24 protein-coding genes are annotated in these 24860 nt (G+C 71.7%); 10 read left to right on the top strand and 14 right to left on the bottom strand.

What is annotated here, in order from left to right:
* Positions 1–21 precede the first annotated feature (21 nt).
* The 4 genes from DEJ34_RS01030 to mgrA form a co-directional block, all read right to left on the bottom strand.
* Positions 22–627: a TetR/AcrR family transcriptional regulator gene (locus DEJ34_RS01030; protein WP_181422182.1), complete on the bottom strand. Its 606-nt coding sequence runs from the start codon at positions 625–627 to the stop codon at positions 22–24.
* A 53-nt stretch (positions 628–680) separates the two neighbouring features.
* Positions 681–1121, bottom strand: coding sequence for a hypothetical protein (locus DEJ34_RS01025; protein ID WP_110910696.1), 441 nt, complete (start codon positions 1119–1121; stop codon positions 681–683).
* 80 nt (positions 1122–1201) lie between these two features.
* Positions 1202–2425: an MFS transporter gene (locus DEJ34_RS01020; RefSeq protein WP_220032789.1), complete on the bottom strand. Its 1224-nt coding sequence runs from the start codon at positions 2423–2425 to the stop codon at positions 1202–1204.
* A 283-nt stretch (positions 2426–2708) separates the two neighbouring features.
* Positions 2709–3752, bottom strand: coding sequence for an L-glyceraldehyde 3-phosphate reductase (mgrA, locus tag DEJ34_RS01015; RefSeq protein ID WP_110825616.1), 1044 nt, complete (start codon positions 3750–3752; stop codon positions 2709–2711).
* A gap of 54 nt (positions 3753–3806) precedes the next feature.
* Between mgrA and DEJ34_RS01010 the strand changes: the two genes are divergently transcribed.
* Entirely contained in the window at positions 3807–4265 is a 459-nt protein-coding gene (locus DEJ34_RS01010; RefSeq protein WP_110910698.1) for an iron chaperone, read from the top strand.
* Here DEJ34_RS01010 and DEJ34_RS01005 read toward each other — a convergent pair.
* Positions 4246–4971: a phosphatase PAP2 family protein gene (locus DEJ34_RS01005; RefSeq protein WP_110901649.1), complete on the bottom strand. Its 726-nt coding sequence runs from the start codon at positions 4969–4971 to the stop codon at positions 4246–4248. The two genes, DEJ34_RS01010 and DEJ34_RS01005, sit on opposite strands and share 20 nt — an antisense overlap.
* Before the next feature lie 146 nt (positions 4972–5117).
* On the opposite strand from DEJ34_RS01005, the gene DEJ34_RS01000 reads away from it, so the two are divergent.
* Positions 5118–6320: an ATP-binding protein gene (locus DEJ34_RS01000; RefSeq protein ID WP_110891200.1), complete on the top strand. Its 1203-nt coding sequence runs from the start codon at positions 5118–5120 to the stop codon at positions 6318–6320.
* 15 nt (positions 6321–6335) lie between these two features.
* Here DEJ34_RS01000 and DEJ34_RS00995 read toward each other — a convergent pair whose 3' ends face one another.
* The 5 genes from DEJ34_RS00995 to DEJ34_RS00975 all read right to left on the bottom strand — a co-directional run bounded on the left by DEJ34_RS00995 (position 6336) and on the right by DEJ34_RS00975 (position 12735).
* Positions 6336–7253, bottom strand: a complete 918-nt coding sequence (locus tag DEJ34_RS00995) for an ROK family protein (protein ID WP_110910699.1) — start codon at positions 7251–7253, stop codon at positions 6336–6338.
* On the bottom strand, positions 7250–8995 hold the full coding sequence (locus DEJ34_RS00990; RefSeq protein ID WP_110910700.1) for a dipeptide ABC transporter ATP-binding protein: 1746 nt from the start codon (positions 8993–8995) through the stop codon (positions 7250–7252). Before DEJ34_RS00990 ends, DEJ34_RS00995 begins: the two co-directional genes overlap by 4 nt.
* Complete coding sequence (locus DEJ34_RS00985; RefSeq protein ID WP_110825621.1) at positions 8992–9888, bottom strand: ABC transporter permease; 897 nt, start codon at positions 9886–9888, stop codon at positions 8992–8994. Before DEJ34_RS00985 ends, DEJ34_RS00990 begins: the two co-directional genes overlap by 4 nt.
* Positions 9885–10844 carry an ABC transporter permease gene (locus DEJ34_RS00980; protein ID WP_110910701.1) on the bottom strand — a complete coding sequence of 320 codons (960 nt, stop codon included), beginning with the start codon at positions 10842–10844 and terminating at the stop codon, positions 9885–9887. Before DEJ34_RS00980 ends, DEJ34_RS00985 begins: the two co-directional genes overlap by 4 nt.
* 94 nt (positions 10845–10938) lie before the next feature.
* Complete coding sequence (locus DEJ34_RS00975; protein ID WP_110891196.1) at positions 10939–12735, bottom strand: peptide ABC transporter substrate-binding protein; 1797 nt, start codon at positions 12733–12735, stop codon at positions 10939–10941.
* Positions 12736–12923: 188 nt separating this feature from the next.
* Between DEJ34_RS00975 and DEJ34_RS00970 the strand changes: the two genes are divergently transcribed.
* From DEJ34_RS00970 to DEJ34_RS00960, 3 genes are read left to right on the top strand one after another with little or no spacing between them, the layout of a single operon-like run.
* Entirely contained in the window at positions 12924–14108 is a 1185-nt protein-coding gene (locus DEJ34_RS00970) for an ROK family transcriptional regulator (RefSeq protein ID WP_110910702.1), read from the top strand.
* Positions 14101–15639: a M81 family metallopeptidase gene (locus DEJ34_RS00965; RefSeq protein WP_110910703.1), complete on the top strand. Its 1539-nt coding sequence runs from the start codon at positions 14101–14103 to the stop codon at positions 15637–15639. Before DEJ34_RS00970 ends, DEJ34_RS00965 begins: the two co-directional genes overlap by 8 nt.
* Positions 15636–16409, top strand: a complete 774-nt coding sequence (locus tag DEJ34_RS00960) for a copper homeostasis protein CutC (protein ID WP_258368187.1) — start codon at positions 15636–15638, stop codon at positions 16407–16409. The genes DEJ34_RS00965 and DEJ34_RS00960 overlap by 4 nt, the downstream gene beginning before the upstream one ends.
* An 83-nt stretch (positions 16410–16492) precedes the next feature.
* On the opposite strand, the gene DEJ34_RS00955 is transcribed toward DEJ34_RS00960, so the two are convergent.
* The gene (locus DEJ34_RS00955; RefSeq protein ID WP_220032790.1) at positions 16493–17506 is read right to left on the bottom strand and encodes a helix-turn-helix transcriptional regulator; all 1014 of its coding nucleotides are present in this window, start codon (positions 17504–17506) and stop codon (positions 16493–16495) included.
* A 137-nt stretch (positions 17507–17643) separates the two neighbouring features.
* On the opposite strand from DEJ34_RS00955, the gene glgX reads away from it, so the two are divergent.
* From glgX to DEJ34_RS00940, 3 genes are read left to right on the top strand one after another with little or no spacing between them, the layout of a single operon-like run.
* On the top strand, positions 17644–19662 hold the full coding sequence (glgX, locus tag DEJ34_RS00950; RefSeq protein WP_110901657.1) for a glycogen debranching protein GlgX: 2019 nt from the start codon (positions 17644–17646) through the stop codon (positions 19660–19662).
* Positions 19663–19696: 34 nt separating this feature from the next.
* Positions 19697–20584 (top strand): SDR family oxidoreductase, encoded by an 888-nt coding sequence (locus DEJ34_RS00945; protein WP_110825628.1) that lies wholly within the window; start codon positions 19697–19699, stop codon positions 20582–20584.
* 39 nt (positions 20585–20623) lie between these two features.
* On the top strand, positions 20624–20797 hold the full coding sequence (locus tag DEJ34_RS00940) for a hypothetical protein (RefSeq protein ID WP_181419503.1): 174 nt from the start codon (positions 20624–20626) through the stop codon (positions 20795–20797).
* 107 nt (positions 20798–20904) lie between these two features.
* On the opposite strand, the gene DEJ34_RS00935 is transcribed toward DEJ34_RS00940, so the two are convergent.
* From DEJ34_RS00935 to DEJ34_RS00925, 3 genes are read right to left on the bottom strand one after another with little or no spacing between them, the layout of a single operon-like run.
* On the bottom strand, positions 20905–21360 hold the full coding sequence (locus DEJ34_RS00935; RefSeq protein WP_110901658.1) for a DUF4396 domain-containing protein: 456 nt from the start codon (positions 21358–21360) through the stop codon (positions 20905–20907).
* On the bottom strand, positions 21357–23576 hold the full coding sequence (locus tag DEJ34_RS00930) for a heavy metal translocating P-type ATPase (protein WP_110901659.1): 2220 nt from the start codon (positions 23574–23576) through the stop codon (positions 21357–21359). Before DEJ34_RS00930 ends, DEJ34_RS00935 begins: the two co-directional genes overlap by 4 nt.
* Complete coding sequence (locus DEJ34_RS00925) at positions 23576–23803, bottom strand: heavy-metal-associated domain-containing protein (protein WP_110901660.1); 228 nt, start codon at positions 23801–23803, stop codon at positions 23576–23578. Before DEJ34_RS00925 ends, DEJ34_RS00930 begins: the two co-directional genes overlap by 1 nt.
* 88 nt (positions 23804–23891) lie before the next feature.
* Here DEJ34_RS00925 and DEJ34_RS00920 point away from each other — a divergent pair, with 88 nt between their 5' ends.
* Positions 23892–24212 carry a metal-sensitive transcriptional regulator gene (locus DEJ34_RS00920; RefSeq protein WP_110901661.1) on the top strand — a complete coding sequence of 107 codons (321 nt, stop codon included), beginning with the start codon at positions 23892–23894 and terminating at the stop codon, positions 24210–24212.
* Between the two features lie 116 nt (positions 24213–24328).
* Positions 24329–24793, top strand: coding sequence for a DUF4383 domain-containing protein (locus DEJ34_RS00915; RefSeq protein WP_110825632.1), 465 nt, complete (start codon positions 24329–24331; stop codon positions 24791–24793).
* The last annotated feature ends 67 nt before the right edge of the window (positions 24794–24860 follow it).

Genomic DNA, 24860 nt, shown 5'->3' with positions numbered 1-24860 from the left:
CGGAATCCGTGGGAACAGTGGTCAGCGGAGGTGGTCGAAACCGTCGCCGAGGAGTCGGAACGCAGCTCGGAGGAACGGCTGCAGGGGTTGCGGCTCTGCGCGCGCCGCCCAGGACTCCAGCGTCGTCAACAGGGTCGACAGCGCCGCGGCGGACACCAGACCAGGCACGGGGTCATCCGGTGCTGCGTCAGAGCGCGCCGCGATGGCGGTCGTGAAGACGGCGTTCGCTGCGCGGGCACCTCGGTCGACGGCGGACTGCATGCCTGGCGTCGACAGCACTGCGAGCAGCCCGCTCTGCTCCTCCTGCGAGGGGACCGTCGTCTCTTCCGCCTCGTACGGAGCGAGCAGCGCCTCCGTGACAGCAGTCCACAGCGGCTCCTCGCGCGGCCGATGCAGCAGCTCGACGGCCGCCGCGCGGACGCGTTGCACGTGGCGGTCTGCTATGGCGTCTTCCTTGCTCGAGAAGTAGTTCCCGAACGTCCGCCTCGACACCCCGACCTTGCCGACGATGTCCTCGACACGGATGTTGTCGAGCCCGTGCTCCCGGGCGAGCAGCACTGTCGTCACGCTCAACGCGTCACGGATCGCTGCCTTCTTCTGCTCACGGAACGAGACCTCGTCTGCCATGCGGCCAACGTAGACCGAATTTGCCCATTGGGCAAATCTACCCGATGGGCAAACTACGCCTGGCCCTCGGACACGAGCCGCCATCCGTGCCGGGTGTGCCGCTCGCAGAACCCCCAGGTGCCCTCCCCCGTCGCCATCCCGACGAGCCCGGACTCCCGGAGGGAGTACTCGAAGCACCGATCGGCGTCGGCAGGAGCCGAGACGTCCCGGAGTCCTCCCCAGGAGTGCATGGTCGGGTCGCCCTCGCCGGTCCACCGGGCCCACAGGCTCGCAGGGCACCAGCTCGTGTCGTCGGGGCTCGACAGCGCCCGCATCCCGTCGCAGTCGCGGCGGACGGCGGCGTCCAGGAAGGCCCGGCCCACCGTGCTCGCCGAGGCGCCGGCCGGTGGGAGCGGCGCGGACGGCCCCGATCTGCCAGGGACGCACACGACGACGCCCGCGGCGACCAGGACGGCGAGGACGGACCCGAGACCCACGACGGTGATGCGACGCACGGGCTCATCATCCCGACGACCGCTCTGCGGGAGGAGGCCCGTCGGCTGAGAACCGGCGCAGGTACCCGAGCGCCCTCGGGTCAGCGCACGCTGACCCGACGGGACAGCACCAGGTTCGCCAGCGCGGCCAGCACGACCACGGCCGCCGAGATCGCCGGGAACGCCATCGCAGCAGGCGTACCCGCACGCTCCGCGACCTCACCGACCACGGCCGAGGCGATCGACTGCCCGACGATGACCGCCGACCCGAGGACCGTCATGGTCGTCGCCGAGCGGCCCACCGGCGAGCGGTCGGACCCGAGGCTGTACTGCGTGACGAGGGTCGGACCGATGCCGATGCCCATCACCGCGAGGACGACCCCGACCGCGAGCACGGAGTCCGCGGTGGCGAAGACGATCGCCGAGCCCAGGAGCACGGCGCCGAACACCAGCCACCGCCAGCCGAGCCGGAAGGCCCGCGGGAACGCCGCCGACCCGAGCGCGAGCCCGGCCGAGCCGATGCCCATCAGCCCGTAGAGCAGGCCGGCGCGCGACGACCCGCCGTGGTCGGCCATGAACGCGGTCAGCGAGGTCAGGGTCGACCCGAAGAAGAACCCGATGCCGAGGATGCCGACGACCACGACCACCAGACGGGGCCGGAGGAGCTCCCGGGCCGGCGCGGGACGGGGGTCGGACGCGTGCGCGATCGTGAGCCGACCGGTGGGGTGCAGCGCGAACGCCGTCACGAAGACGAAGGTCAGCACGGAGGCCCCGGCCACGGCGACCCACGGCGCGATCGCGCTCGCGAGGACACCGACCAGGAACGGCCCGACGATGAAGACGGTCTCGTCGGCCGCGGACTCGTAGGCCATCGTGCCGCTGAGGACCCGTTCGTGCCGCTTCGGGTCCATGCGGTTGCGGATGATCGCGACCAGCCGGGTACGCGACATCGGCGCGACCTGCGGTGCGCTCGCACCGATGAGGAAGGACATCGCGAGGACGGCGAGGTCCGGCGCGGCGCTCTGCACGACGAACGGGAGCGCCCCGAGCAGCACCGCGTTGGCGAGCCCGACGGGGACGAGCACCGCCCGCTGGCCGTACTTGTCCGCGGCGGCGCCGACGAGCGGACCGAACAGCGCCGAGCCGATGCCGACGGACGCGGAGTTGACGCCACCGAGGGCGACCGAGTCGCGAGCGGCGACCACGAGGGTCAGGACGCCGACGACCATCATCGCGAACGGGAGCCGCGCGATGAAGGCGATGGGGAAGTAGGACCGCCCGGCGAGGGTGATCAGGGACGCGCTGGTGGAACGCGGTTGGAGCATGGTGGGGGTGTGCCTTCTCGGCCCGCCCCTGTCGGGCGGACCCATCGGGTGCCGCCGCTGTCCGCCGGGGTGCCGGCGTCCGGTAGATACACGGTTGTTGCTGGATTGCCTGTCCAGGGTACCCGCCGGACGGGAGGCGCGTTCCGGGCTGGTGCCCAGCCTCCCGTCCGGCGATTCCCGCGGTCGATCCGTTCCGACCGGTCGTCGACACCCGGCGTCCTAGGTGTCGAAATGCAGGTGCGTCGGTGACACTTCGGAACGGCGCGGGACGGCCCGCGTCGGATCAGGAGACCTCGCCGGCGCGGGCGCCCGCCCACAGGTCGACGTCGGCGATGCCGACGGTGTGCTCGTCGATGGTGCGGAGCTCCTCGTCGGAGAACGTCGTGTTCGCGAGCGCCGCGACGTTGTCCTCGAGCTGCTCGACGCGCGACGCCCCGATGACGAGCGAGGTCACGCGCTCGTCGCGGAGCGCCCAGGCGAGCGCGAGTTGCGCCATGCTCTGCCCACGCGCCTCCGCGACGGCGTTCAACGCGTTCAGGTGCTCGACGACCTCCGGGGTGATCGTCGACGGGTCGAGCGACTTCCCCGCTGCGGCCCGGCTGCCGTCGGGCACGCCGTTCAGGTACTTGCCGGTGAGGAGCCCCTGCGCGAGGGCGGTGAACCCGATCACGCCGAAGCCGAGTTCCCCGGCGGCGTCGAGCAGTCCCTCGGTCTCGATCCAGCGGTTGAGCATCGAGTACGAGGGCTGGTGGATGAGCAGCGGCGTGCCGAGGTCCCGGAGGATCGCGGCAGCCTGGCGGGTGCGGTCGGCGTCGTACGAGGAGATGCCGACGTAGAGCGCCTTGCCCTGCTGGACGGCGGTGTGCAGGGCGCCCATCGTCTCCTCGAGCGGCGTGGACGCGTCGAGCCGGTGCGAGTAGAAGACGTCGACGTAGTCGAGGCCGGTCCGGCGCAGCGACTGGTCGAGCGAGGCGAGCACGTACTTGCGGGAACCGCCACCCTGGCCGTACGGGCCGGGCCACATGTCCCAACCGGCCTTGGTCGAGATCACCATCTCGTCGCGGTACGGGGCGAAGTCCTCGCGCATGAGCCGGCCGAAGTTGACCTCCGCGGCACCGTAGGGCGGGCCGTAGTTGTTCGCGAGGTCGTGGTGGGTGATGCCGAGGTCGAACGCCCGGCGGCTGACGGCGCGCTGCGTCTCGAAGGGCACGTCGTCGCCGAAGTTGTGCCAGTAGCCGAGGCTCAGCAGCGGCAGGTCGAGGCCGGAGTGGCCGGTGCGGCGGTACGTCATCGAGTCGTAGCGGTCGTCGGCAGCGATGTAGGTCATGGACCCGAGCCTGCCACGGCGCTACCGTGATGCCCACCGACGAAGGGACCCGCCATGGCAGCACGCGACGAGACCTCGGACAGCACCTTCACCGAGGAGGAGCGCGCCGCGATGCGCGAGCACGCGGCCGAGGTGAAGGCCAGTCGCAAGCGCGGGACCTCGAAGGCCGAGAAGGCCGCCCTCGACGCGCAGTCCGTCGTCGACAAGATCGCCGCGATGCCCGAGCCGGACCGCGGCCTGGCGGAGCGGATTCACCGGATCGCGCTCGAGGTCGCTCCCGACCTCGCGCCGAAGCTCTGGTACGGGATGCCGGCGTACGCGAAGGACGGCTCGGTGGTGTTCTTCTTCCAGGACGCTGCGAAGTTCAAGGCGCGGTACTCCACCCTCGGGTTCCAGGACGCGGCGGCGCTCGACGACGGGTCGTTCTGGCCGACGTCGTTCTCGGTGACGCCGGAGTTCTCGCTCGACGACGAGCGGACCGTCGCCGAGCTCATCAGGCGCGCGGTCGGCTGAGCCCGTACTCGGCGCGGCGCAGCACCGGGAGCCGCGGCATCGCCAGGTCCACCCAGACGAGCCGTGCGGCCGGCGCGACGGCGAGCGCCCACAGCACCGAGGCGACCGTGTCCGTCGGGAAGTGCACCGCGTCGATCGTGAGCGCGAGCACGACCACGATGACGACGACCGAGCCGAGCACCACCGCGAGTCGGTGCCACCGCGTGTCCCGGAGCACCCACGCCAGGGCGATCACGAACGCGACGACGAAGACGGTGTGCCCGCTCGGGTACGAGGGGTCCGGCTGCGTCGCGAAGGGGTGCGGGAGCGCGGACGTGTCAGGACGGGGCCGCTGCACGAACTCCTTCACGAGGTCGGACGGCACCCAGGTGATCGCCACCGTCCCCGCGAACGCCGCCGCCGGCCGCACGTCCCGACGGACGAGCCAGACGACGCCCGTGACCACGATCGTGATGCCGATCGCCGGCACCGGGCTGATGACGTGGTAGACCGCGGTCGTGAACGCCCCGAGCGCGCCGACGTGCAGCGCGTTGAGCGCCCGCGCGAGCCCGAGGTCGACGTCCCCGAGCACGAAGCCGACGATCGTGATGAGGACCACCGCGCCGACCGCGATCGCGATGGTGCTGAGCGGATGGGGCGTCGGGACGAGGATGCCGCGCTGCGCGGGCTTCCGGCGGGCAGGCGTCACGAGCGGCGCATCGGTCATCCGGCCATGCTCCCAGTCGACCGACCGGGCCGAGCCGGGAGACCAGCGGGCGGAGATCAGAGAGCGCTCAGCCCTGGGGGGAACCGGTAAGGTCTTCTGAGCTCGTATAAGGAGATTGCTTATACGCACTGAGATAGGCTTACCGAGTGAGTGGCAGTGCACACGTCATCAACCCCTTCAAGCCGGGCGCGGGTCGCGTCCCGCCGGTACTGGCCGGCCGCGATGCGCTGCTCGCCGGCATCGAGCGGACCCTCGCAGAGACGCTCGAGACGGCCGAAGGCGCCCGGCCAGTGGTGGTCTCCGGACTTCGAGGAGTCGGCAAGACAGTCCTGCTGAACGAGGTCGCCCGTCGGGCGATCGAGACCGGGCGTTGGTCGGTCGTCAAACTCGAAGCGTCTCGGCAACGCAGTCTCCAGCAAGGTGTCGTCCGACAGCTCCACTCGACGCTCCGCGGCACGGTGTCTCTCGGAACCGCCGTGGCGGAGAAGTTCCGACGTGCTCTGGGTGCGTTCCGCTCCTTCCAGATCAGCGTCGATCCGAGTGGCACCTACAACTTCGGGTTCGACGTCGCCCCGACTGCTGGTGTCGCTGACAGCGGTGACCTCGAGCGTGACCTCGAGGATCTCCTGCGAGAGGTCGGCCTCGCGTTCCGGGAGATCGGACAGGGACTCCTCATCGCGATCGACGAACTCCAGGAAGCGCCCAAGGACGACCTCAACGCCGTGAACCTGGCACTGCACGCTCTCGGCCAGGAGTCGTGGCCGGTGCCCGTGTTCTTCATCGGCACCGGACTACCGTCGCTGCCGTCGGTACTCGCCGACGCAACGAGCTACGCGGAACGCCTGTACGACTACCGGCGGCTCGACCTCCTCACCGACGCAGAGACTCGGTTCGCCTTGACCGACCCATCGGAGCGAGCAGGCGTCGAGTGGGCAGACGACGCGCTCGACCTCGCGGTCGAGTCCATCCAGGGATACCCCTACTTCGCGCAGGCGTGCGGCAAGCACGTGTGGGACGCACGGTCGGTCGAGGACCGCATCGATGCAGAATCGGCGGCGGCCGGAGTGCTCCGAGCACGGGACGAAGTCGATCAGGGGCTTTACCAGTCGCGTTGGGACCGGGCCACGCCCAAGCAGCGCGAACTCATGCAGGCCATGGCAGTCGATGACGGACGGCCGTCAGCGATCCAGGACCTCGTGACGCGTACCGGGAAGACACGAACGAGCGACCTCTCGGTCTCACGGAACGAGCTCATCAAGAACGGGCACGTCTACGCTCCGGACCGGGGATACCTCGCCTTCACCGTGCCCGGCATGGCCGACTTCATCCACCGCACCGTCCGGGCGTGAAACCGCGCTGAGGCGTCAGCCCCCGAGCACGACCCGCCGCACCTGCGCCGCCGCCCCGAGCGCCACGGCGTCGGCGCCGAGCACCGACTGCTCCACGCGGATCGCCGCCCCGCTGACCGGGGGCTCGGCCGCGAGCGCCGCCGTGACGGCCGGTTCGAGGAGGTCCCACGACCGGGCGACCCCGCCGCCGATGACGACGGTCGTCACGTCGAGGATGCCGGCGGTGAGCAGCACGGCCCGGGCGATGCCCCACCCCGCGGTCGCGAACACGTCCTGCGCGTCCCGGTCGCCCGCGCGGGCCGCCGTGGCGACCTCGTGCGTCCCGATCCGGCGACCGGTGCGCTCGGCGTACCGGTCGGCGATGCCCCGGGCACCGGCGACGGTCTCGAGGTGCCCGCGCGCCCCGCAGGTGCAGACCGTGTCACCGAAGCCGGGGACGTGGCCGATCTCCCCCGCGGCACCGTGCGGCCCGCCGAACAGCGTCCCGCCCAGGACGAGCGCACCGCCCACCCCGGTGCCGAGCGTCATGCCGAGGACGTCGGGCTCCCCGGCGACCGCCCCCGCGGCGACCTCACCGAGCAGGAACGCGTTCACGTCGTTGTCGAGGGTCGCCGGGACCCCGAGCCGTGCGGCGACTGCGTCGGTGACGCCGTAGCCGGCCCATCCCGTGAACGAGTTCGCGGTCACGAGCACGGTGCCCGTGGTCGGGTCGACGACACCGGCGGCGCCCACCCCGACCCCCGCCAAGGAGGCCCGGTGCCGGTCGAGCAGGGACCGCACCGCCGCCTCGGCCGCGTCGAGGATCGCGTCCCCACCGTCGTGCGCGGGGGTCGGCAGGTCGATGCGGTCGAGGACCTCGAGGTCGGGGGTGGCGAGGAGCACCTTCGTGTTCGTCCCGCCGACGTCGACGCCGGCGAGGACCGCGCCCGTCACGGTGCCACCGCGGCGAGGGAGGCCAGGCGCTCGGCCCGGCGCTGCCGTTGCATCACCGGGTCGGGGACGGGCACCGCGGCGAGCAACCGTCGCGTGTAGTCGGTGGTCGGGTGCAGGAGCGTCGACGTGGTGGGCCCCTGTTCCTCCACGGCACCGGCCCGCATCACGACGACGCGCTCGGCGAACTGCTGCACGACGGCGAGGTCGTGCGAGACGAACAGGCACGCGAAGCCGAGGTCGCCCTGCAGCTCGGTGAGGACCTCGAGCACGGCCTCCTGCACGCTGACGTCGAGCGCACTGGTCGGTTCGTCGGCGACGAGCAGCCGTGGGTCGAGCACGAGCGCCCGGGCGAGGCTGACCCGCTGACGCTGCCCGCCGGAGAGCTCCCGCGGGGCCCGTGTCGCGAGGGAGCGCGGCAGCCGGACGGCGTCGAGCACCTCGTCCACCCGGCGGCGTCGGCCGGCCGAGGACGTCCCGCGGCGGTGGACGGCGAGCGGTTCGGCGATGCAATCGGCGACGGACATGCGCGGGTCGAGCGAGGCGACCGGGTCCTGCAGGACGACCCCGATGCCGGACCGGAGCGCGCGGCGGTCGCGGCCCCGGGTGCGGCGGAGGTCGGACCCGAACAGCCGGACGCTGCCGGCGGTGGGTCGGACGAGGCCGAGGGCGACGCGGGCCGCGGTCGACTTGCCGGAGCCGGACTCGCCGACCAGACCGACGGTCTCCCCCGCGTGGACCTCGACGTCGATGCCGCGGAGGGCGTGCACGGCGCGGGCGCCGCGACCGAAGGTGACCGACACGTCGCGCAGGTCGACCACCGGGGTGCGGTCGGGCCTCCCGTCCGTTAGCGGGGCAGCGTCGGGCACGCGAGACGCCTCGGTGACCTCGGCACGCCGCGGTTCTCGGCGGCGTGTGGACGACCCGGCGGCATCCTGCGCCGACGCCGCCGTCTCGAGCCGCGGCACCGCGGCGAGCAGCCGCTCGGTGTACTCGTGCTGCGGGCGGAGGAGCACGTCCTCGACGCCGCCGGTCTCGACGATCCGCCCGCGCAGCATCACCGCGACCCGGTCGGCGAAGTCGGCGACAACGCCCATGTTGTGGGTGACGAGGAGCACGCCGGTGCCGGTGTCGGCGGCGAGCGCCCGGAGGAGTTCCAGGATCTCGGCCTGCACCGTGACGTCGAGCGCGGTGGTCGGCTCGTCGGCGATGAGGAGCGCCGGCTCGTTCGCGATCGCCATCGCGATGACGACGCGCTGCCGCTGCCCGCCGGAGAGCTGGAACGGGAAGGCCTTCGCGCGTTCCTCCGGCGACGGGATGCCGACGCGGCGGAGCAGGTCGACGGCCTGGCGGGCGGCGTCCCCCGCGGAGACCTGCCGGTGGTTCCGGATGACCTCGGCGATCTGCGCGCCCACCCGGGTGAGCGGGTCGAGTGCGGTCGCGGGCTCCTGGAACACCATCGAGACGGTCTTCCCCCGCAGCCCGCGGAGGGCCGTCTCGGCGGCGCCGACGACCTGGTGCCCGTCGACGACGGCGCTGCCGGTGACGGTCGCGTTGCCGGAGAGCAGCCCCATCGCGGCGAGCGCCACGGTGGACTTGCCGGAGCCGGACTCACCGACCAGCGCGAGGGTCTCGCCGGGTGCCACGGTCAGGGACACGCCCTGCACGGCGTGCACGTCACCGGACTCGGTGCGGAAGTGCACGCCGAGGTCCTCGACGGCCAGGATCGGTTCGGTGGCGGTCATCCGCGGCCCTTCACGTCGAATGCGTCCCGGAGTCCGTCGCCGACCGCGTTCAGGGCGCAGACGACGAGGATCACGGCGAGTCCCGGCGGCACGATGAGCCACCAGCGACCGGAGTAGGCGGCGGTGAGGCCCGCCGAGAGCATGCCGCCCCAGTCCGTGGCCGGCGGCTGCACGCCGAGCCCCAGGTAGGAGACGTAGGCGACCAGGAGGATCGCGTCCGCCACCTGGAAGGTCGCGGCCACGACGATCGTCGAGACCGAGTTCGGCAGCAGGTGCCGACCGATCGCGCGGGCGTGCGAGCCGCCGATCGCGCGAAGGGTGAGCACGAAGTCGCGGTTCTTCAGCGTCAGCGTCTCGGCACGGATGAGCCGGGAGGGCACGAGCCAGGACACGAACCCGAGGATCACGACGAGCCCCCACACGCCGGGAGTCGTGATCGCCGAGATGACGAGGAGGATGAACAGGGCCGGGATCGCGATGCCGGCGTCGACCACGCGCATCATCGTCGCGTCGACCCAGCCGCCGACGTACCCGGCGACCGAGCCCCAGAGCGTGCCGACGACCGTCGCCAGGAGACCCGCGGCGATGCCGACGAGCAGCGACACCTTGCCCCCGTACATCAGCCGGCCGAGCACGTCGTGCCCGACGGCGTCGGTGCCCAGCAGGTGGCCGCCGCCCGGGCGCTGGTTCGCCTGTTCGAGCATCGTGTGGGTCTGGTCGGTCGGGTACAGGAACGGCCCGACGAAGCAGAACAGCACGATGAGGACGAGCACGACCAGGCCGATCACGGCGAGGGTGTTGTGGCGGAACCGGCGCGCGGCGAGCCGGAAGCCGGTGGCGGCGGCCGTGACGGGGGCGCCGGGGGTCTCGGGGGCGAGCTGGACGGTGGTCATGCGCGGCCTGCCTTCACACGGGGGTCGATGAGGGACTGGGCGACGTCCGCGAGCAGCGTGCCGATGACGGTCGCGACGGAGATCACGAGGACGCAGCCGAGCAGGGTCGGGTAGTCCGAGGTCTGGGCGGCGTTCCAGAACAGCAGCCCCATGCCGGGGTAGTTGAACAGCTGTTCGGTGACGAGCGCGCCGCCGAACAGCACTGGCAGGTAGTAGCCGAGCATCGCGACCACGGGGGTCAGCGAGTTCCGGAACACGTGCCGCCGCAGGATCGTCGCCGTCGACGAGCCTCCGGCGCGCGCGGTGCGGACGTAGTCCTCCTGCAGGTTCTCCAGCGTCGCGGCTCGCATGTACCGGCTGAAGACGGCGATCATCGCGAGGGCGCCGGTGAGCACGGGCAGGACGAGTCCGGCCGGCTGCTGGAACACCTCGGCGAGGGTCGTGCCGCTCGGCGCCTGGGACGGCAGCCACGGCAGCTGCTGGCTGAACACGACGATGAGCACGAGCCCGAGGAAGAACGCGGGCGTCGAGTAGAACACGAAGGCGAGGGCGGTGGCGGCGTAGTCGATCGCACCGTTGCGTCGGGCTGCCTGCCACATGCCGACCGGGATGGCGACGACGAGCCCGAGCACCGCCGACAGGCCGGTCAGTACGAGGGTCTTCGGGATGCGCTCCTGGATGAGCTGCGCCACCGGTTCGTTGAGCGTGTACGAGGTACCGAGGTCGCCGGTGAGCAGCCGCCCGAGGAAGCGGACGTACTGCACGGGGAGCGCCTGGTCGAGTCCCTGCGCCTGGTTGAACGCGGCGATCTGCGCGGGGGTGGCCGCGACGCCGAGCACGCCGCGGGCGGGTCCGCCGGGCAGCGCGTGCAGCAGGCAGAACACGACGATCGTGACGATGAGGACCACCGCGAGCGCTTGGAGGACGCGGCGGGTGAGGTAGAGGGCAGTGGTCATGCTGCTTCCGTCGTCGGGGTGGATGGTGAGGACCCGGGAGGCTCGGTGCGCGACGGGCGCGCACCGAGCCTCCCGGGGTGGCCGCGTCAGCGGCTCACTTGCTCCACTTCCACTGGGCGGGGTGGAAGTTCGCGAGCGAGTCCTGGTCGAACCCGGTCAGGCCGCTCTTCTTGACGGAGATCTGGTAGTCCGGGCTCGGCAGCCAGATCACCGGCAGGTCCTTCGCGACCGCGGCGCTGTAGTCCTGCACGGCGCTCGTGTCGGTCGAGGTGGTGGTCGCGTCGATGAGCGCGTCGACCTCCTCGTTCGAGTAGCTGCCGAAGTTCGCCGAACCACCGGTCGAGAAGAGCGACTCACCGGTCGGGTACGCCGGGAAGTACCAGCTGCCCGCGGTGCCGAAGAACGACAGGTCCCAGTCGCAGCTGTCCTCGTCCGACGTGCAGGTCGGGGTCTGCGAGAGGACGCTCGACACCGGCGCGGTCTTGATCGTGAAGCCGATGCCGGTCTTCGCGAGCGACGACTGGACGGCGCTCATCATGTTGTCGGTGACGGTGGAGCCGGACTGCGACAGCACCTGCATCGTGAATTCCGTGCCCTCGGCCACGCCCTCGCCGCACTGGTCCGCGCCGCTGCCGGCGTCGGTGCACACCATGGTGCCGCCCTTCGCGGTCCACCCGTGGCTGGTGAGCAAGGCCTTGGCCTTCTTCGTGCTGAACGGGTACGGGTTGTCCTCCTGCACGTCGGAGACGTAGTCCGACTCCTGTGCCTGCGGGATCGGACCGTACGTCGAGGTGGCGGTGCCGTTGAAGACGACCTTCGACAGCGCTTCCTGGTCGATCGACATCTGCACGGCCTGGCGGGCGTACAGCTGCTTGAAGACGGCGCCCATGTCCGGGTTGTTGAAGTTGTACGGCATGTACGTGATCGCCCAACCGGTCCACGGGTCGACCTCGTAGCCCTTCGCCGTGAAGGAGTCCTCCTGGTCGAGGTCGGTGGCGTTGATGTAGCCGTAGTCGACCGCTCCGGAGCGCAGCGCGTTCGTCTCGGCGTCGGCGGTGGTGAACGGCAGCAGGTTGACCGTCGTGATGGACGCCTTCTCGCCACCGTCGTACTTGCCGTTCGCGGTGAGCTGTACTTTCCCCGCGGTCGTGAAGGACGACAAGCCGTACGGGCCGGAGATCGTCTTCCACAGTGGGTCGGAGTCGTAGTCGGCGATCTTGCCGGCGGCGGTGTTGAGGTACTTCCACACCTGCTTGGCGCCGGCCGGGGTGCGGTCGGCGTCGGTCACCTCGGCCGAGGCGCTCGTCTTGTCCCAGGCGTGCTGCGGCAGCGGGATGATGTAGCTCAGCTGGTTTGCGAGCATCCAGTCCTGGTTGTACGCCTGGTCGAACGCGATGGTGAAGTGCGTGTCGTCGACCGTCGTGAACGAGCTCCAGTTGTCCGGGGCCTTGCCCTCGGAGTAGGAGCCCCAGTCCTGCGCGTTCGCCTTGATGAGGTTGAACCAGAACTCGACGTCGCGGCTCGTGATCGCCTCGCCGTCGGACCAGTGCCGGTCCCCCAGCGTGATCGTGACGCTCTTGCCGTCGTCGGCGAAGTCGGCATCGGTCGCGACGGACCCGGCCTTGTTCCACGCGATCTTGCCCGTGGACCCGTCGTAGGCGATCAAGCGCTCGTACAGCGACTGCGCGATCGAGCCGTTGTTCGTGTTGAGGTGCGCCGCGGTGCCGATCGGCAGGATCCAGTTCGGCGTGAAGTTCGCCGGCAACGCGTAGTTGATCTCGTCGGACTTCGTGCCGGTGGTGGCGGAACCGCCTCCAGAACACCCGGCGAGCAGTGCGCTCACCGCGAGCGCGGCTCCGGTGAAGAGGGCCCAGCGACGGGGCTTGGTCATGTGGACTCCTTGAGCGAGGGTCGGCGTGGTCCGCACAGTCAATGGCCGAAGTCGTTGGAAAAACAAACGTTCCCGTGTAAATAGTGTGTTTCTGCGGATCGACGGAAAGCGTCGATCGACCCGTCCGCCCCGTAGGCTCGGGCGGGTCGGGCGGTCAGCGCGTCCGTCGCCGCGGATTGGAGAAAGTCGTGCCGGACCTCAGCTCCCGCGTCCTCGAACTCATCGCCAGCGGCCAGGCGTCGAGTCGCACCGAGATCGCGCAACTCCTCGGCGCCGCCCCGTCGACCGTGTCCCACGTGGTCGGTCAGCTCCTCGGGCACGGCATCCTCGCCGAGGAGGGCACCGACGTCTCCACGGGCGGCCGCCCGCGCAAGGTCCTCCGGATCGGCGGGACGGACGAGTACGCGGTCGCCGCGGACGTCGGTGGCGGGCACGTCCGGATCGGCATCGTCCTGCCGGGAGGCGCGCTCGAGTCCGTCTCGACCGTCCCGTTCGCCCTCGCCGACGGTCCGTCCGCCGGCCTGGCAGCGCTCGCGGCGCTCCTCGACGACCTGGTGGCGGCGCGCGGACGCGACGGCCTGCGCGGGGTCGGGTTGAGCCTCCCGGGTCCCGTCGACGTCGAGGCGGGGGTCGTCGACCTGCCGAGCCGGATGCCGGGGTGGAACGGGTTCCCCGTCGCCGCGTGGCTCACCGAGCACTTCGGGGTACCCGCCGCGATCGACAACGACGCGAACTGCATGGCCGCGGGCGAGCAGACCGTGCAGCCGGCCACCCGTCGCCAGGCGATCACGGTGAAGGCCGGGTCGGCGATCGGTGCCGGGATCATCATCGACGGGCACCTGTACCGCGGCTCGACCGGTGCCGCCGGGGACATCACCCACGTGCGGATCGACGCCGCCGGTGACACCCCGTGCTCGTGCGGCAACACCGGGTGCCTCGAGACGGTCGCATCCGGGGCCGCGCTCGTGCGGATCCTCCGCGAGGCCGGGGTCGACGTCACGACCACCCAGGACGTCGTCCGCCTGGCGTCCGAGGCACACCCGGAGACGACCCGTGCCGTCCGTCTCGCGGGCCGGTACCTCGGCGAGGTCCTCGCCGCGAACGTGAACTTCTTCAACCCGGACGCCGTCTCCCTCGGCGGCATCCTCTCCACTCTCGACCCCTTCGTCGCCGCCGTGCGGAGCCAGCTGTACGAGAGCTGCCACCCGCTCGTCACACAGCACCTCGTCATCGAGCGCGCCTCGCTCGGGGCCGACGCCGGGCTCGTCGGCGCCGGCCAGTTCGCCCTGCAGCGCGGCCTGGCGGCGTCGCTCGAGGAACTGTCCACCCCCGTCCCGCTGCGCACCACCAGGAACAGGAGCACCCGTGTCTGACACCGGAACCACCCCCGGCGCCCTTCGTCCGGTCATCGCGATCGCCGGCCTGGCCATCGAGACGTCGACGTTCACCCCCACCCGCACACCGGCGGCCGCCTTCCACCCGGACCGCGGCGACGAGGTGGTCGCGCGCTACGACTTCCTCGCGCCACTGTCCGAGCGGGCCGACTTCCGTGGTGCACTGATCGGGCACGCGCTGCCCGGTGGCGTGGTCCTCCGCGAGTCCTTCGAGGAGCTCAGCACCGAGATCACCGACCGGCTGTCCGCGATCATCGCCGAGACCGCGATCGACGGCCTGTGGTTCGACATCCACGGCGCCATGGTGGTCGAGGGGCTCGACGACGCCGAGGCGACACTGCTCGAGCGCATCCGCGCCGTCGTCGGACCGGACGTCGTCGTCTCCGCGTCGATGGACCTGCACGGCAACGTCTCGCGGGAGCTCGCCCACCAGTGCGACCTCGTCACCTGCTACCGGATGGCCCCGCACGAGGACGCCCTCGAGACGAAGGAGCGCGCGGTCCGCAACCTGGTCGACGTGCTCACCACCCGCCCGGCCGGAGCACGGCGCCCGGTGAAGGCGTGGATCCCGGTCCCGGTCCTGCTGCCGGGCGAGAAGACCTCCACCCGCATCGAGCCCGCGGCGTCCGTCTACGCACAGGTGGCCGACGTCGAGGCGACCGACGGCGTGCTCGACGCAGCGATCTGGGTCGGGTACGCCTGGGCGGACCAGCCGCGGAACCGTGCCGTCACCGTCGTCACCGGGTGGGACGAGGCCGCCGTCACCGCCGGTGCCGAACGCCTGGCCCGGGCGTTCTGGGACGCCCGCGATGACTTCGCGTTCGTCGCCCCGACCGGGACGTTCGACGAGTGCCTGGCCGCCGCCCTCGCCCCCGGTGCCGCACGTCCGTACTTCGTGTCCGACTCCGGCGACAACCCGACCGCCGGCGGCTCGGGCGACATGACGTGGGGGCTGACGCAGCTGCTCGCCCGCGAGGAGTTCCGGAGCGCCGACGGCCCGGTCGTCCTCTACGCCAGCGTCCCCGGCCCCGCCGCGGTCGCCGCCTGCGTCGAGGCCGGCGTCGGGGCGACCGTCACCGTGACCGCCGGCGCCGAGGTCGACGACCTGCACGCCGGGCCGCTCACGATGACCGGACGCGTGCACGCGGTCAAGCACGGCGACCGGGACGCCCGGACCGAGGTCGTGCTGCAGGTCGGCAGCGTCTTCGCCGTCCTCACCGAGCTGCGGAAGCCGTACCACCACGAGCACGACTTCACCGACCTGGACCTCGACCCGCGGAGCGCCGACCTGGTCGTCGTGAAGATCGGCTACCTCGAACCCGAGCTGTACGACATGGCCGCGGACTGGATGCTCGCGCTCACGCCCGGTGGCGTCGACCAGGACCTGGAACGCCTGGGCCACCACCGGATCGAACGGCCGGTGTTCCCCTTCGACCGGACGTTCCCGGAGCCGCCGGACCTGCACGCCCGGATCATCCCCGCGTCGGACCGACCGCTCGTGCACGCGTGAGCACCGACGACCGCCGGGCCCAGGTGCCCACCAGGCCGCGGACACTCGAGATCGCCGTCACCTCACCGACCGGCGCCACGATCGCGCGCGCTGCCGGAGCCGACCGGGTCGAGCTGTGCAGTGCGCTCGAGCTCGGCGGCTTGACGCCCTCGCAGGGGCTCGTCGAGGCCGCCGTCGCCGTCGGACCGCCGGCGCACGTCCTGGTGCGCTGCCGCCCGGGCGGGTTCGTGCACGACCCCGACGAGGTCGACCTCATGGCGCGGGAGCTCGTCGCCGTCCTCCGCTCCGGTGCCGCCGGGGTCGTCGTCGGCGCGCTCCGTCGGGACCGGACGCTCGACACGGACACGCTCGCCCGGTTCATCGACGTCGCCCGGTCGGAAGTGCCCGGTGCGGAGGTCACCCTGCACCGGGCGATCGACCACGCGGCCGACCCCGTGGCCGCGGCTGCGTGCCTCGGCGACCTCGGCTTCGCGCGTGTCCTCACCTCGGGCGGCGCCGCGACCGCACTCGTCGGCGCGGACACCATCACGCGGATGGTCGCCGTGGCGGGGGACGTGCAGGTGATGGCGGGCGCCGGGGTCACACCCGCTGACGTCCCGGTCCTGCTCGGCACGGGGGCGGCGGCCGTGCACCTGTCCGCCAAGCGCCTCGCCGACACCGCGCACGGCGGCGTCCCGATGGGCGCCGGGGACACCGGGACCGGGCACTTCGAGACCGACGCCGAGGTCGTCCGGGCAGCGCGGGCGGCGGTGGACGCGTACCGGACCTGACCGGGCTGGCGACGGGCGGCGTGCCCTGACCGGGACCGGTCGACACGAACCGCGCCCGGCCTCCGGTGCAGCCAGGAGCCGGTTCAGGAGCCGGCGCCGGTGCCGGTGCCGGTGCCGGTACCGACCACCCCGTCGGTGTCCGCGCTGCCGCCGCGGTCGGCACGGAGGGACGCACTCGGCAGCTCGCCGAAGCGGTCGCGGTACGCGCCGGAGAACCGGCCCAGGTGCGCGAACCCCCACCGCCGTGCGACCTCGGCGACCGACGCCGTGAGCGGCTCCGAGCGCACGAGTTCGTCGTGCACGGCGTCGAGCCGGACGTTCCGCAGGTGCGAGAGCGGGGAGACGCCCACCGACCGGTTGAAGGACTGCTGGAGTCCGCGTGCGCTCATCCCCGCGGCGGCGGCGATGTCCGCCAGCGTGACCACGGTGTGCGCGTGCTCCTGGATGTACGTCAGGGCGTCCCGCAGACGTTCGCTGCTCGTGGTCGCCGGCACGTCGACCGGGAAGGTGCCGACGACGACCCGGGCGACCCGGGCGTTCAACTCCGCCCGCTGCCTGCCGGCCACGTCCGGGTCGGTGATCGTCCGCCCGAGGGACTGCAGCACGGTCCGGAGCTCCGCCAGGTCGGCGTCCGCGGTGGTCCGGCGGAACCGCAGCGGCCCGACGACCTGCGTGCCCTCCGCGGTGAGCGCCGCCCGGAGCAGCCGGTCGGACAGGTGCATCATCGAGACGCGGCTCGTCGCGGCCTCGAACCGGTAGCGGACGGTGGCGGCGAGGAGGAACGGTCGGCCGGGCCGGACCACGTCACGGGTGCCGTCCTCGTCCGTGATCGTCGCGGTGCCGTCGCCGATCCAGAACAGGATGTGCGTCGGTCGCGGCTCCATCGTGCCGGAGCGCCGGCCCTCGACCGCGGAGCCGCTCAGCGTGAGGTCGGCGTCGCCCGCACCGGTGTACCGGAACGCGGACCGCTCGTCCCCGATGCCGGCACCGGTGCCGTAGGCCTCGTCGAGGACCGCGGGGCGGGTCGCACTGGTGCCCTCGAGGCGCACGGCACGGAACCCGTCAGGGCTCCCCGGTACCGGGTGGAGATGGGTCACGATCTGATCTTCCCATGCCCGTGCACCGATCGCGAGCGGCCCCGAGCCGGACCAGGCCCGTCGCCACGGGGCGGTACGCCCGGGCCCGGGGTACGCGGATCGGCGGCGGGCTCAGTCGGCGACCGGTAGAACGGATCATGACCTCTTCCACACGGAACCCGCTCGGCGTCACCCTCGTCGAGGGCGGCGCCAACGTCGCCGTCTTCTCCAGCACCGCCGAACGCGTCGAGTTCTGCCGCTTCGACGACGACGGCACCGAGCACCGGACCGAGCTGACGAACCGCACCGGCTACACCTTCCACGACGTCGTGCCGGACGTGACCGTCGGGACGAAGTACGGCTTCCGCGTGCACGGCCCCTGGGACCCGGCGAACGGCCTGCGCCACAACCCGGCCAAGCTCCTCCTCGATCCGTACGCCACGGCGATCGACGGCGACTACGCCTGGGGCCAGGAGCTGTTCGGCCACGACATGAACGAGCCGGACCAGATCGACGAGTCCGACTCCGCCGCCGCCATGCCCCGCTCCGTCGTGGCCGACCGCTCGTTCGACTGGGAGGGCGACACCCGCCTCGACACCCCGTTCGCGGACACGATCGTCTACGAGGTGCACGTCAAGGGCTTCACGAAGCAGCACCCCGACGTGCCCGAGGAGATCCGCGGCACGTACGCGGGCCTCGCGCACCCGGCCGCGATCAAGCACCTGACCGACCTCGGCGTCACCGCCGTCGAACTGCTGCCGATCCACCAGTTCGTGCAGGACTCCACCCTGCAGGACAAGGGCCTCCGGAACTACTGGGGCTACAACAGCATCGGCTTCTTCGCCCCGCACAACGAGTACGCCGCCTCCGGCACCGCCGGCCAGCAGGTCGCGGAGTTCAAGGAGATGGTGAAGGCCCTGCACGCCGCGGGCCTCGAGGTCATCCTCGACGTCGTCTACAACCACACCGCCGAGGGCAACCACATGGGCCCGACGCTGTCCTTCAAGGGCATCGACAACCAGTCGTACTACCGCCTGGTCGAGGGCGACGAGGCGAATTACTTCGACACCACCGGCACGGGCAACAGCCTCAACGTGTCGCACCCGTCCGCGCTGCAGCTCATCACCGACTCGCTCCGGTACTGGGTCGAGGAGATGCACGTCGACGGCTTCCGGTTCGACCTCGCGACGACGCTCACCCGCCAGGACGGCGCGGCCGAGAAGCACTCCGCGTTCCTCGACATCATCCACCAGGACCCGGTCCTGCGCGAGGTGAAGATGATCGCCGAGCCGTGGGACACGGCGGGCTACCAGGTCGGCGGGTTCCCGGCCGACTGGTCCGAGTGGAACGGGAAGTACCGCGACGACCTGCGCGGCTACTGGCGCGGCGACGAGGGCACGCTCGGCGACGCCGTGCAGCGCGTCCTCGGCAGCCCGGACGTGTACGAGGGGTCGCGCCGCTCGCCGCTCTGCTCGGTGGACTTCGTCACCGCACACGACGGCTTCACGCTCGCCGACCTCACGATGTACGCCGAGAAGCACAACGAGGCGAACGGCGAGGACAACAACGACGGCGAGAGCAACAACACCTCCTTCAACGGCGGCATCGAAGGCCCCACCGACGACGAGAGCGTGAACGACTACCGCAACCGCCAGCGCCGGAACTTCCTCGGCACCCTGCTGCTCTCGGCCGGCGTGCCGATGATCCTGGGCGGTGACGAGATCGCCCGCTCGCAGGGCGGCAACAACAACGCGTACTGCCAGGACGACGAGATCTCGTGGTTCGACTGGGCGGCCGCGGACCAGGACCTGCTCGCCTTCACCACCGCCGCGATCGCGTTCCGCAAGGAGCACGTCGCACTGCGCCCGCAGTGGTACCGCACCGCGCCCGGCATCTCCCCCTCGACCGTGCAGGTGCTCCGCGCCGACGCGAACGACTTCGAGGAGGGCGACTGGACCGACGGCGGCAACCGTGCCGTGATCCTCGTCCTCAGCGAGGGCGACGACTCGGTCGCGGTGCTGCTGAACGCCTCGGAGACGACCGTCGAGTTCACGCTGCCGGAACGTCCGGGCGGCGGCACCTGGACCCTCGGGCTGTCGAGCGACCCCGACCAGGCCGTGAACGGCGACGCGACGACCCTGCTCGTCCGCGACGCCTCGTTCACCGCACTGCACTAGAGCCCCGTCAGCCGACCGAGAGGACAGTGGCCCCATGAGCCAGTACGAGAAGAAGGACCCGACCACCCTCTACCCGGTGCCGCCGTTCCCGAAGCAGGAACAGTCGCTGCCGGGGGCCGCGTGGAAGATGGACCCGAAGCCGGACCACGGCGAGGAGAGCTACGTCGGCAAGGGTCGGCTCGAGGGCTTCCGCGGCATCGTGACCGGGGCGGACTCCGGCATCGGCCGCGCCGCCGCGATCGCGCTGTCCCGCGAGGGCGCCGACCTCGTCCTGTCCTACCTGCCGGACGAGCAGGAGGACGCCGAGGAGGTCCGTGACCTGCTCGAGGGCGAGGGCCGCAAGGCCGTGCTGTTCCCGGGTGACATCTCCGACGAGCAGTACTGCATCGACCTCGTGCAGAAGGGCGTCGACGAGCTCGGCGGCCTCGACACGCTCGTGATGGTCGCGGGCCGGATGGACAGCAACGACGACATCCTCACCCTCGAGACGTCGATGTTCGACTCGACCTTCAAGACGAACATCTACTCGCTGTTCTGGCTGACGAAGGCCGCCGTGCCGCACCTCGAGCCCGGCTCGACGATCGTCACGACGGGCTCGATCCAGGCATCGACCCCGTCGCCGGACAAGATCGACTACGCGGTGTCGAAGGGCGCGATCAAGCTCTTCACCGAGGCCGTCGCCCAGCAACTCGCACCGAAGGGCATCCGGGTCAACTCGGTCGCGCCCGGTCCGGTGTGGACCCCGCTGCAGCCGGGCTCCGACGACGCCGAGACCGTCTCGACCTTCGGGCAGCAGTCGCCCTTCGGCCGACCGGGTCAGCCGGCCGAGCTCGGTGCGGCGTACGTCCACCTCGTCAGTCCAGAATCGAGCTACCAGTCCGGGTCGACGATCACGATCGCCGGCGGCACCCCCGCCTTCTGACGGTCGTCGCACCCGGCCAGCACTGCGAAGGAGCACACGATGAGCAACGACAGCACGGCGCACGACCCCGAGGGCACGCCGAAGGCGGACGGCCTGGGCGACGACGGCACGGTCCCCAACGAGCCCGAGGGCCTCGCGGCCGGGTTCGTCGGCGACGCGTCGCACTTCAACCCCGAAGAGGACGACGCCGCCGAGGGTGACTCCGAGGCCTGAGCGACGCGGCGCACGCGCCGACCATGCGACGGACGGGAGGCCCGGTACCAGCTGGTACCGGGCCTCCCGTCCGTTCCGTGGTCCGTCGCGTCGGCGACGTCCACCGCTCAGTGGTGCGCGTGCACCTTCGCGTGCCCCAGCCCGCGGCGCATCAGCGCCCGGTTCACCGGCGTCGTGACCACGAAGGCGATCGCGAGCGACAGCGCCAGGGCGCCCCAGAACAGCCACTGGTCGAGCCCCGCGTCGAGCGCCCCCGGGATCGCGACGACCACGGTGTTGTCGACGACCTCCATGACGGCGATGGACACCGTGTCCGCGGCGAGCGCCACCCGGAGCGCCGCGCCGAGCGACAGCCCGGACCGGAGCACACCGCGCATGGTGAGCGCGTACCCGAAGACGAAGGCCAGCACGATCGACAGCACCACCGTGCCGGCGTTGTGCAGACCGGTCGCGCTGCCCATCACCATGCCGAGGACCTCGCCGATCGCACACCCGGTCAGGCAGTGCAGCGTCGCCTGGGCGGCCGTGGACCACGTGGTCGTGGCGTGCGCGTGCCCGCTCACCGTGCGCTCCCGTCGACGGACCGGAAGCGGCGGAGGCGCAGGCTGTTCGTCAGCACGAAGACCGATGACAGTGCCATGGCGGCTCCCGCGATGACGGGGTTCATCAGGCCGGCCATCGCGAGCGGGATCGCGGCGACGTTGTAGGCGAAGGCCCAGAACAGGTTCGTGCGGATCGTCCGGAGGGTCCGGCGGGCGAGCCGGACGGCGTCGACCGCTGCCCGGAGGTCGGCGCGCACGAGGGTGATGTCCGCGGCCTCGACCGCGGCGTCGGTCCCGGTGCCCATGGCGATGCCGAGGTCGGCAGCGGCGAGCGCCGCCGCGTCGTTCACCCCGTCGCCGACCATCGCGACCGTCCGGCCCGCGGCCTGCAGCTCGGTGACGATGCGGTACTTGTCCTCCGGTCGGACGCCGGCGGTGACGCGGGTGATGCCGACCTGTGCGGCGACGCTCCGGGCGACCCCGTCGGCGTCACCGGTGAGGAGCATGGTCTCGAGACCGAGGTCGTGCAGGTGCCCGACGGCTTCGGCGGCACCGGGCGCGACCGTGTCGGCGACGACGACGAGGCCGCGGACCCGACCGTCCCAGGCGACGGCGACCGACGTCCGACCGGACCGCTCGGCATCGGCGGCCGCGGTGGCGAGCGCGCCGGGCATCGGGACGGACCACGCGTCACGCAGCCAGGTCGGCCGCCCGACGAGCACGAGGACGCCGTCGACGACGGCCTGCACGCCCAGACCCGCGGTGGACGTGAACGCCTCCGGCCTGCCCACGTCGGGGACCGCGGCGACCAGGGCCCGGGCGATGGGGTGCTCGGACCCGGACTCGGCGGCGGCTCCGGCGCGGAGGACCGCGTCGGGGTCCTCGCCGTCGGCCGGCAACACCTCGGTGACCCGCATGGTGCCGGTGGTGACGGTTCCGGTCTTGTCGAGCAGCACGGTGTCGATCCGCCGCGTGGCCTCGAGGACCTGCGGCCCGCGGATGAGGATGCCGAGCTGCGAGCCGCGACCGGTGCCGACGAGCAGCGCGGTCGGGGTCGCGAGGCCGAGCGCGCACGGGCAGGCGATGACGAGCGTGGCGACGGCGGCGGTGAGGGCGGCCTCGACGTCGCCGGTGAGCAGGAGCCAGCCGACGAGGGTGAGCGCGGCGAGCCCGAGCACGACGGGGACGAACACGCCGGAGACGCGGTCGGCGAGCCGTTGGACGTCGGCCTTGCCGGTCTGCGCCTCGGTCACGAGCTTGCCGATCCGCGCGAGCTCGGTGTCGGCACCGACGCGGACGGTCTGCACGGTGAGCATGCCGCCGACGTTCACGGTCGCGCCGGTGACGGGGGCACCGGGTCCGACCTCGACGGGGACGCTCTCCCCGGTCATGACGCTCGTGTCGACGGCGCTCGTGCCCGCGACGACGGTGCCGTCGGTGGCGATGCGCTCCCCCGGGCGGACGACGAACCGGTCGCCGACACGGAGCGACCCGACCGGCACCTCGACCTCCCGGCCGTCGCGGAGCACCCGTGCGGTGCTCGCGCCGAGTGCCAGGAGCGCACGGAGCGCCGCGCTGGACCGGGTCTTCGCGCGGCCCTCGGCGTACCGGCCGGCGAGCAGGAACACCGTCACGGCGGCGGCGACCTCGAGGTACGGCTCCGGGGCGGCACCCCGGGGCGCCGTGAACGCGAAGGCCATGTGCATGTCGGGTCCACCGGCGCCGCCGAACACCAGCGCCCAGACCGACCAAAGCCCGGCGGCGACGACGCCGAGGCTGACGAGCGTGTCCATCGTCGCCGAACCGTGCCGGGCGTTCAGCGCAGCCGCACGGTGGAACGGCCAGGCGCCCCAGGTCGCGACCGGGGCGGCGAGCACGAGTGCGACCCACTGCCACCAGGGGAACTGCAGCGCGGGCACCATCGACAGCGCGACGACCGGGACCGCGAGCACGGTGGAGACGACCAGGCGACGCCGGAGCGGGGCGAGCGCGTCGCCGTCGGGCTGCTCGGGCTCCGGCAGCCGCGCGCCGTACCCGGCCTGCTCGACCGTCGTGATGGCGTCGTCGACCGCGGTGCCGTCCGGCAGCGAGACCGTGGCGGTCTCGGTGGCGTAGTTCACGGTGGCCGAGACACCCGGCATCCTGTTGAGCTTCCGCTCGATGCGGTTCGCACACGAGGCACAGGTCATGCCCTCGATCGCGAGCTCGACCGGGGTGCCCGTGGTCGTGCCCGCCATCAGCGCGCGACCAGGGTGTAGCCCGCCTCGTCGATCGCGGCGTCGACGGCGTCGTGGTCGAGGGGTCCGGTGCTCGTCACGGTGGCGGTGGACCGGCCGCCGGCCACCAGGTCGACCCGGACGTCGGTGACCCCTGGGAGCTCGCGGAACGCCTCGTCGACGCTCATCACGCAGTGGTCGCAGGTCATGCCGTCGATGCCGTAGGTGGCGGTCTGCTGGTCGGTCATGCGGTCCTCCTCGTCGTGCGCCCCGGACCGGGCGGATACCCTAGGGGGGTACCACTACCGTAACGCCGACGAGGAGGATCTGTTCCCGATGCCCGAACCCACCGCATCCGACACGACCGAGCACCAGCACCACGGCTACATCTCCGCGAAGGACGACTACCTCACGCGGCTGCGGCGGATCGAGGGCCAGGCGCGCGGACTCCAGCGGATGGTCGAGGGCGAGGGGTACTGCATCGACATCCTCACGCAGGTGTCCGCGATGACGAAGGCACTGCAGGCGGTGTCGATGGGCCTGCTCGAGGACCACCTGCGCCACTGCGTCACGGACGCGGTCGCCCATGGCGGACCGGCTGCGGAGGAGAAGATCCAGGAGGCGACCCTGGCCATCAAGCGCCTCCTCCGGTCATGACGACCACTTTCCGTGTACTGCTGGGTTCTCCCACCAAACCGACTGCTGGTCCACTCCGAATGTCCTGCGAGGCGCATGGCAACCGACCGCGTCGACTCCTGACGAAAGGTTCCTTCATGACCACCAACGCATCGACCCGCACCGACCACGGCTACGGCCGGACGCTCACGCAGAAGGGCGCGCTGGTCTTCGGCGTCGTCTTCCTCATCGTCGGCATCGCCGGCTTCATCCCCGGCCTGACCATGGACATGGGCAGCATGATGGCCGCCGGCAATGACTCGAACGCGCAGCTCCTGGGCCTGTTCCAGGTGTCCGTCCTGCACAACATCGTCCACCTGCTGTTCGGCATCGTCGGCCTGATCGCCGCGCGCTCGTTCGGCTTCTCGCGCCAGTACCTGCTCGTCGGCGGCATCATCTACGCCGTGCTCTTCATCTACGGCCTCTTCACCGCCGGCATGTCCAGCGCCGCGAACTTCGTGCCGCTGAACAGCGCCGACAACGTGCTGCACCTGATCCTCGCCGTCGCGATGATCATCCTCGGCATCGTCCTCCCGCGCTCCGGGGCCCGCACCGCCCGCTGACCCCAGCGTCGGACGCACCCCACCAGCAGCATCGACAGAGCCCCCGGGTCACCCCGGGGGCTCTGTC

Source organism: Curtobacterium sp. MCPF17_050 (genome assembly GCF_003224435.2).
Lineage (GTDB): Bacteria > Actinomycetota > Actinomycetes > Actinomycetales > Microbacteriaceae > Curtobacterium.
The sequence above is the reverse complement of the archived record's forward strand: the minus strand, read 5'-3'. Positions and strand labels throughout refer to the sequence as shown.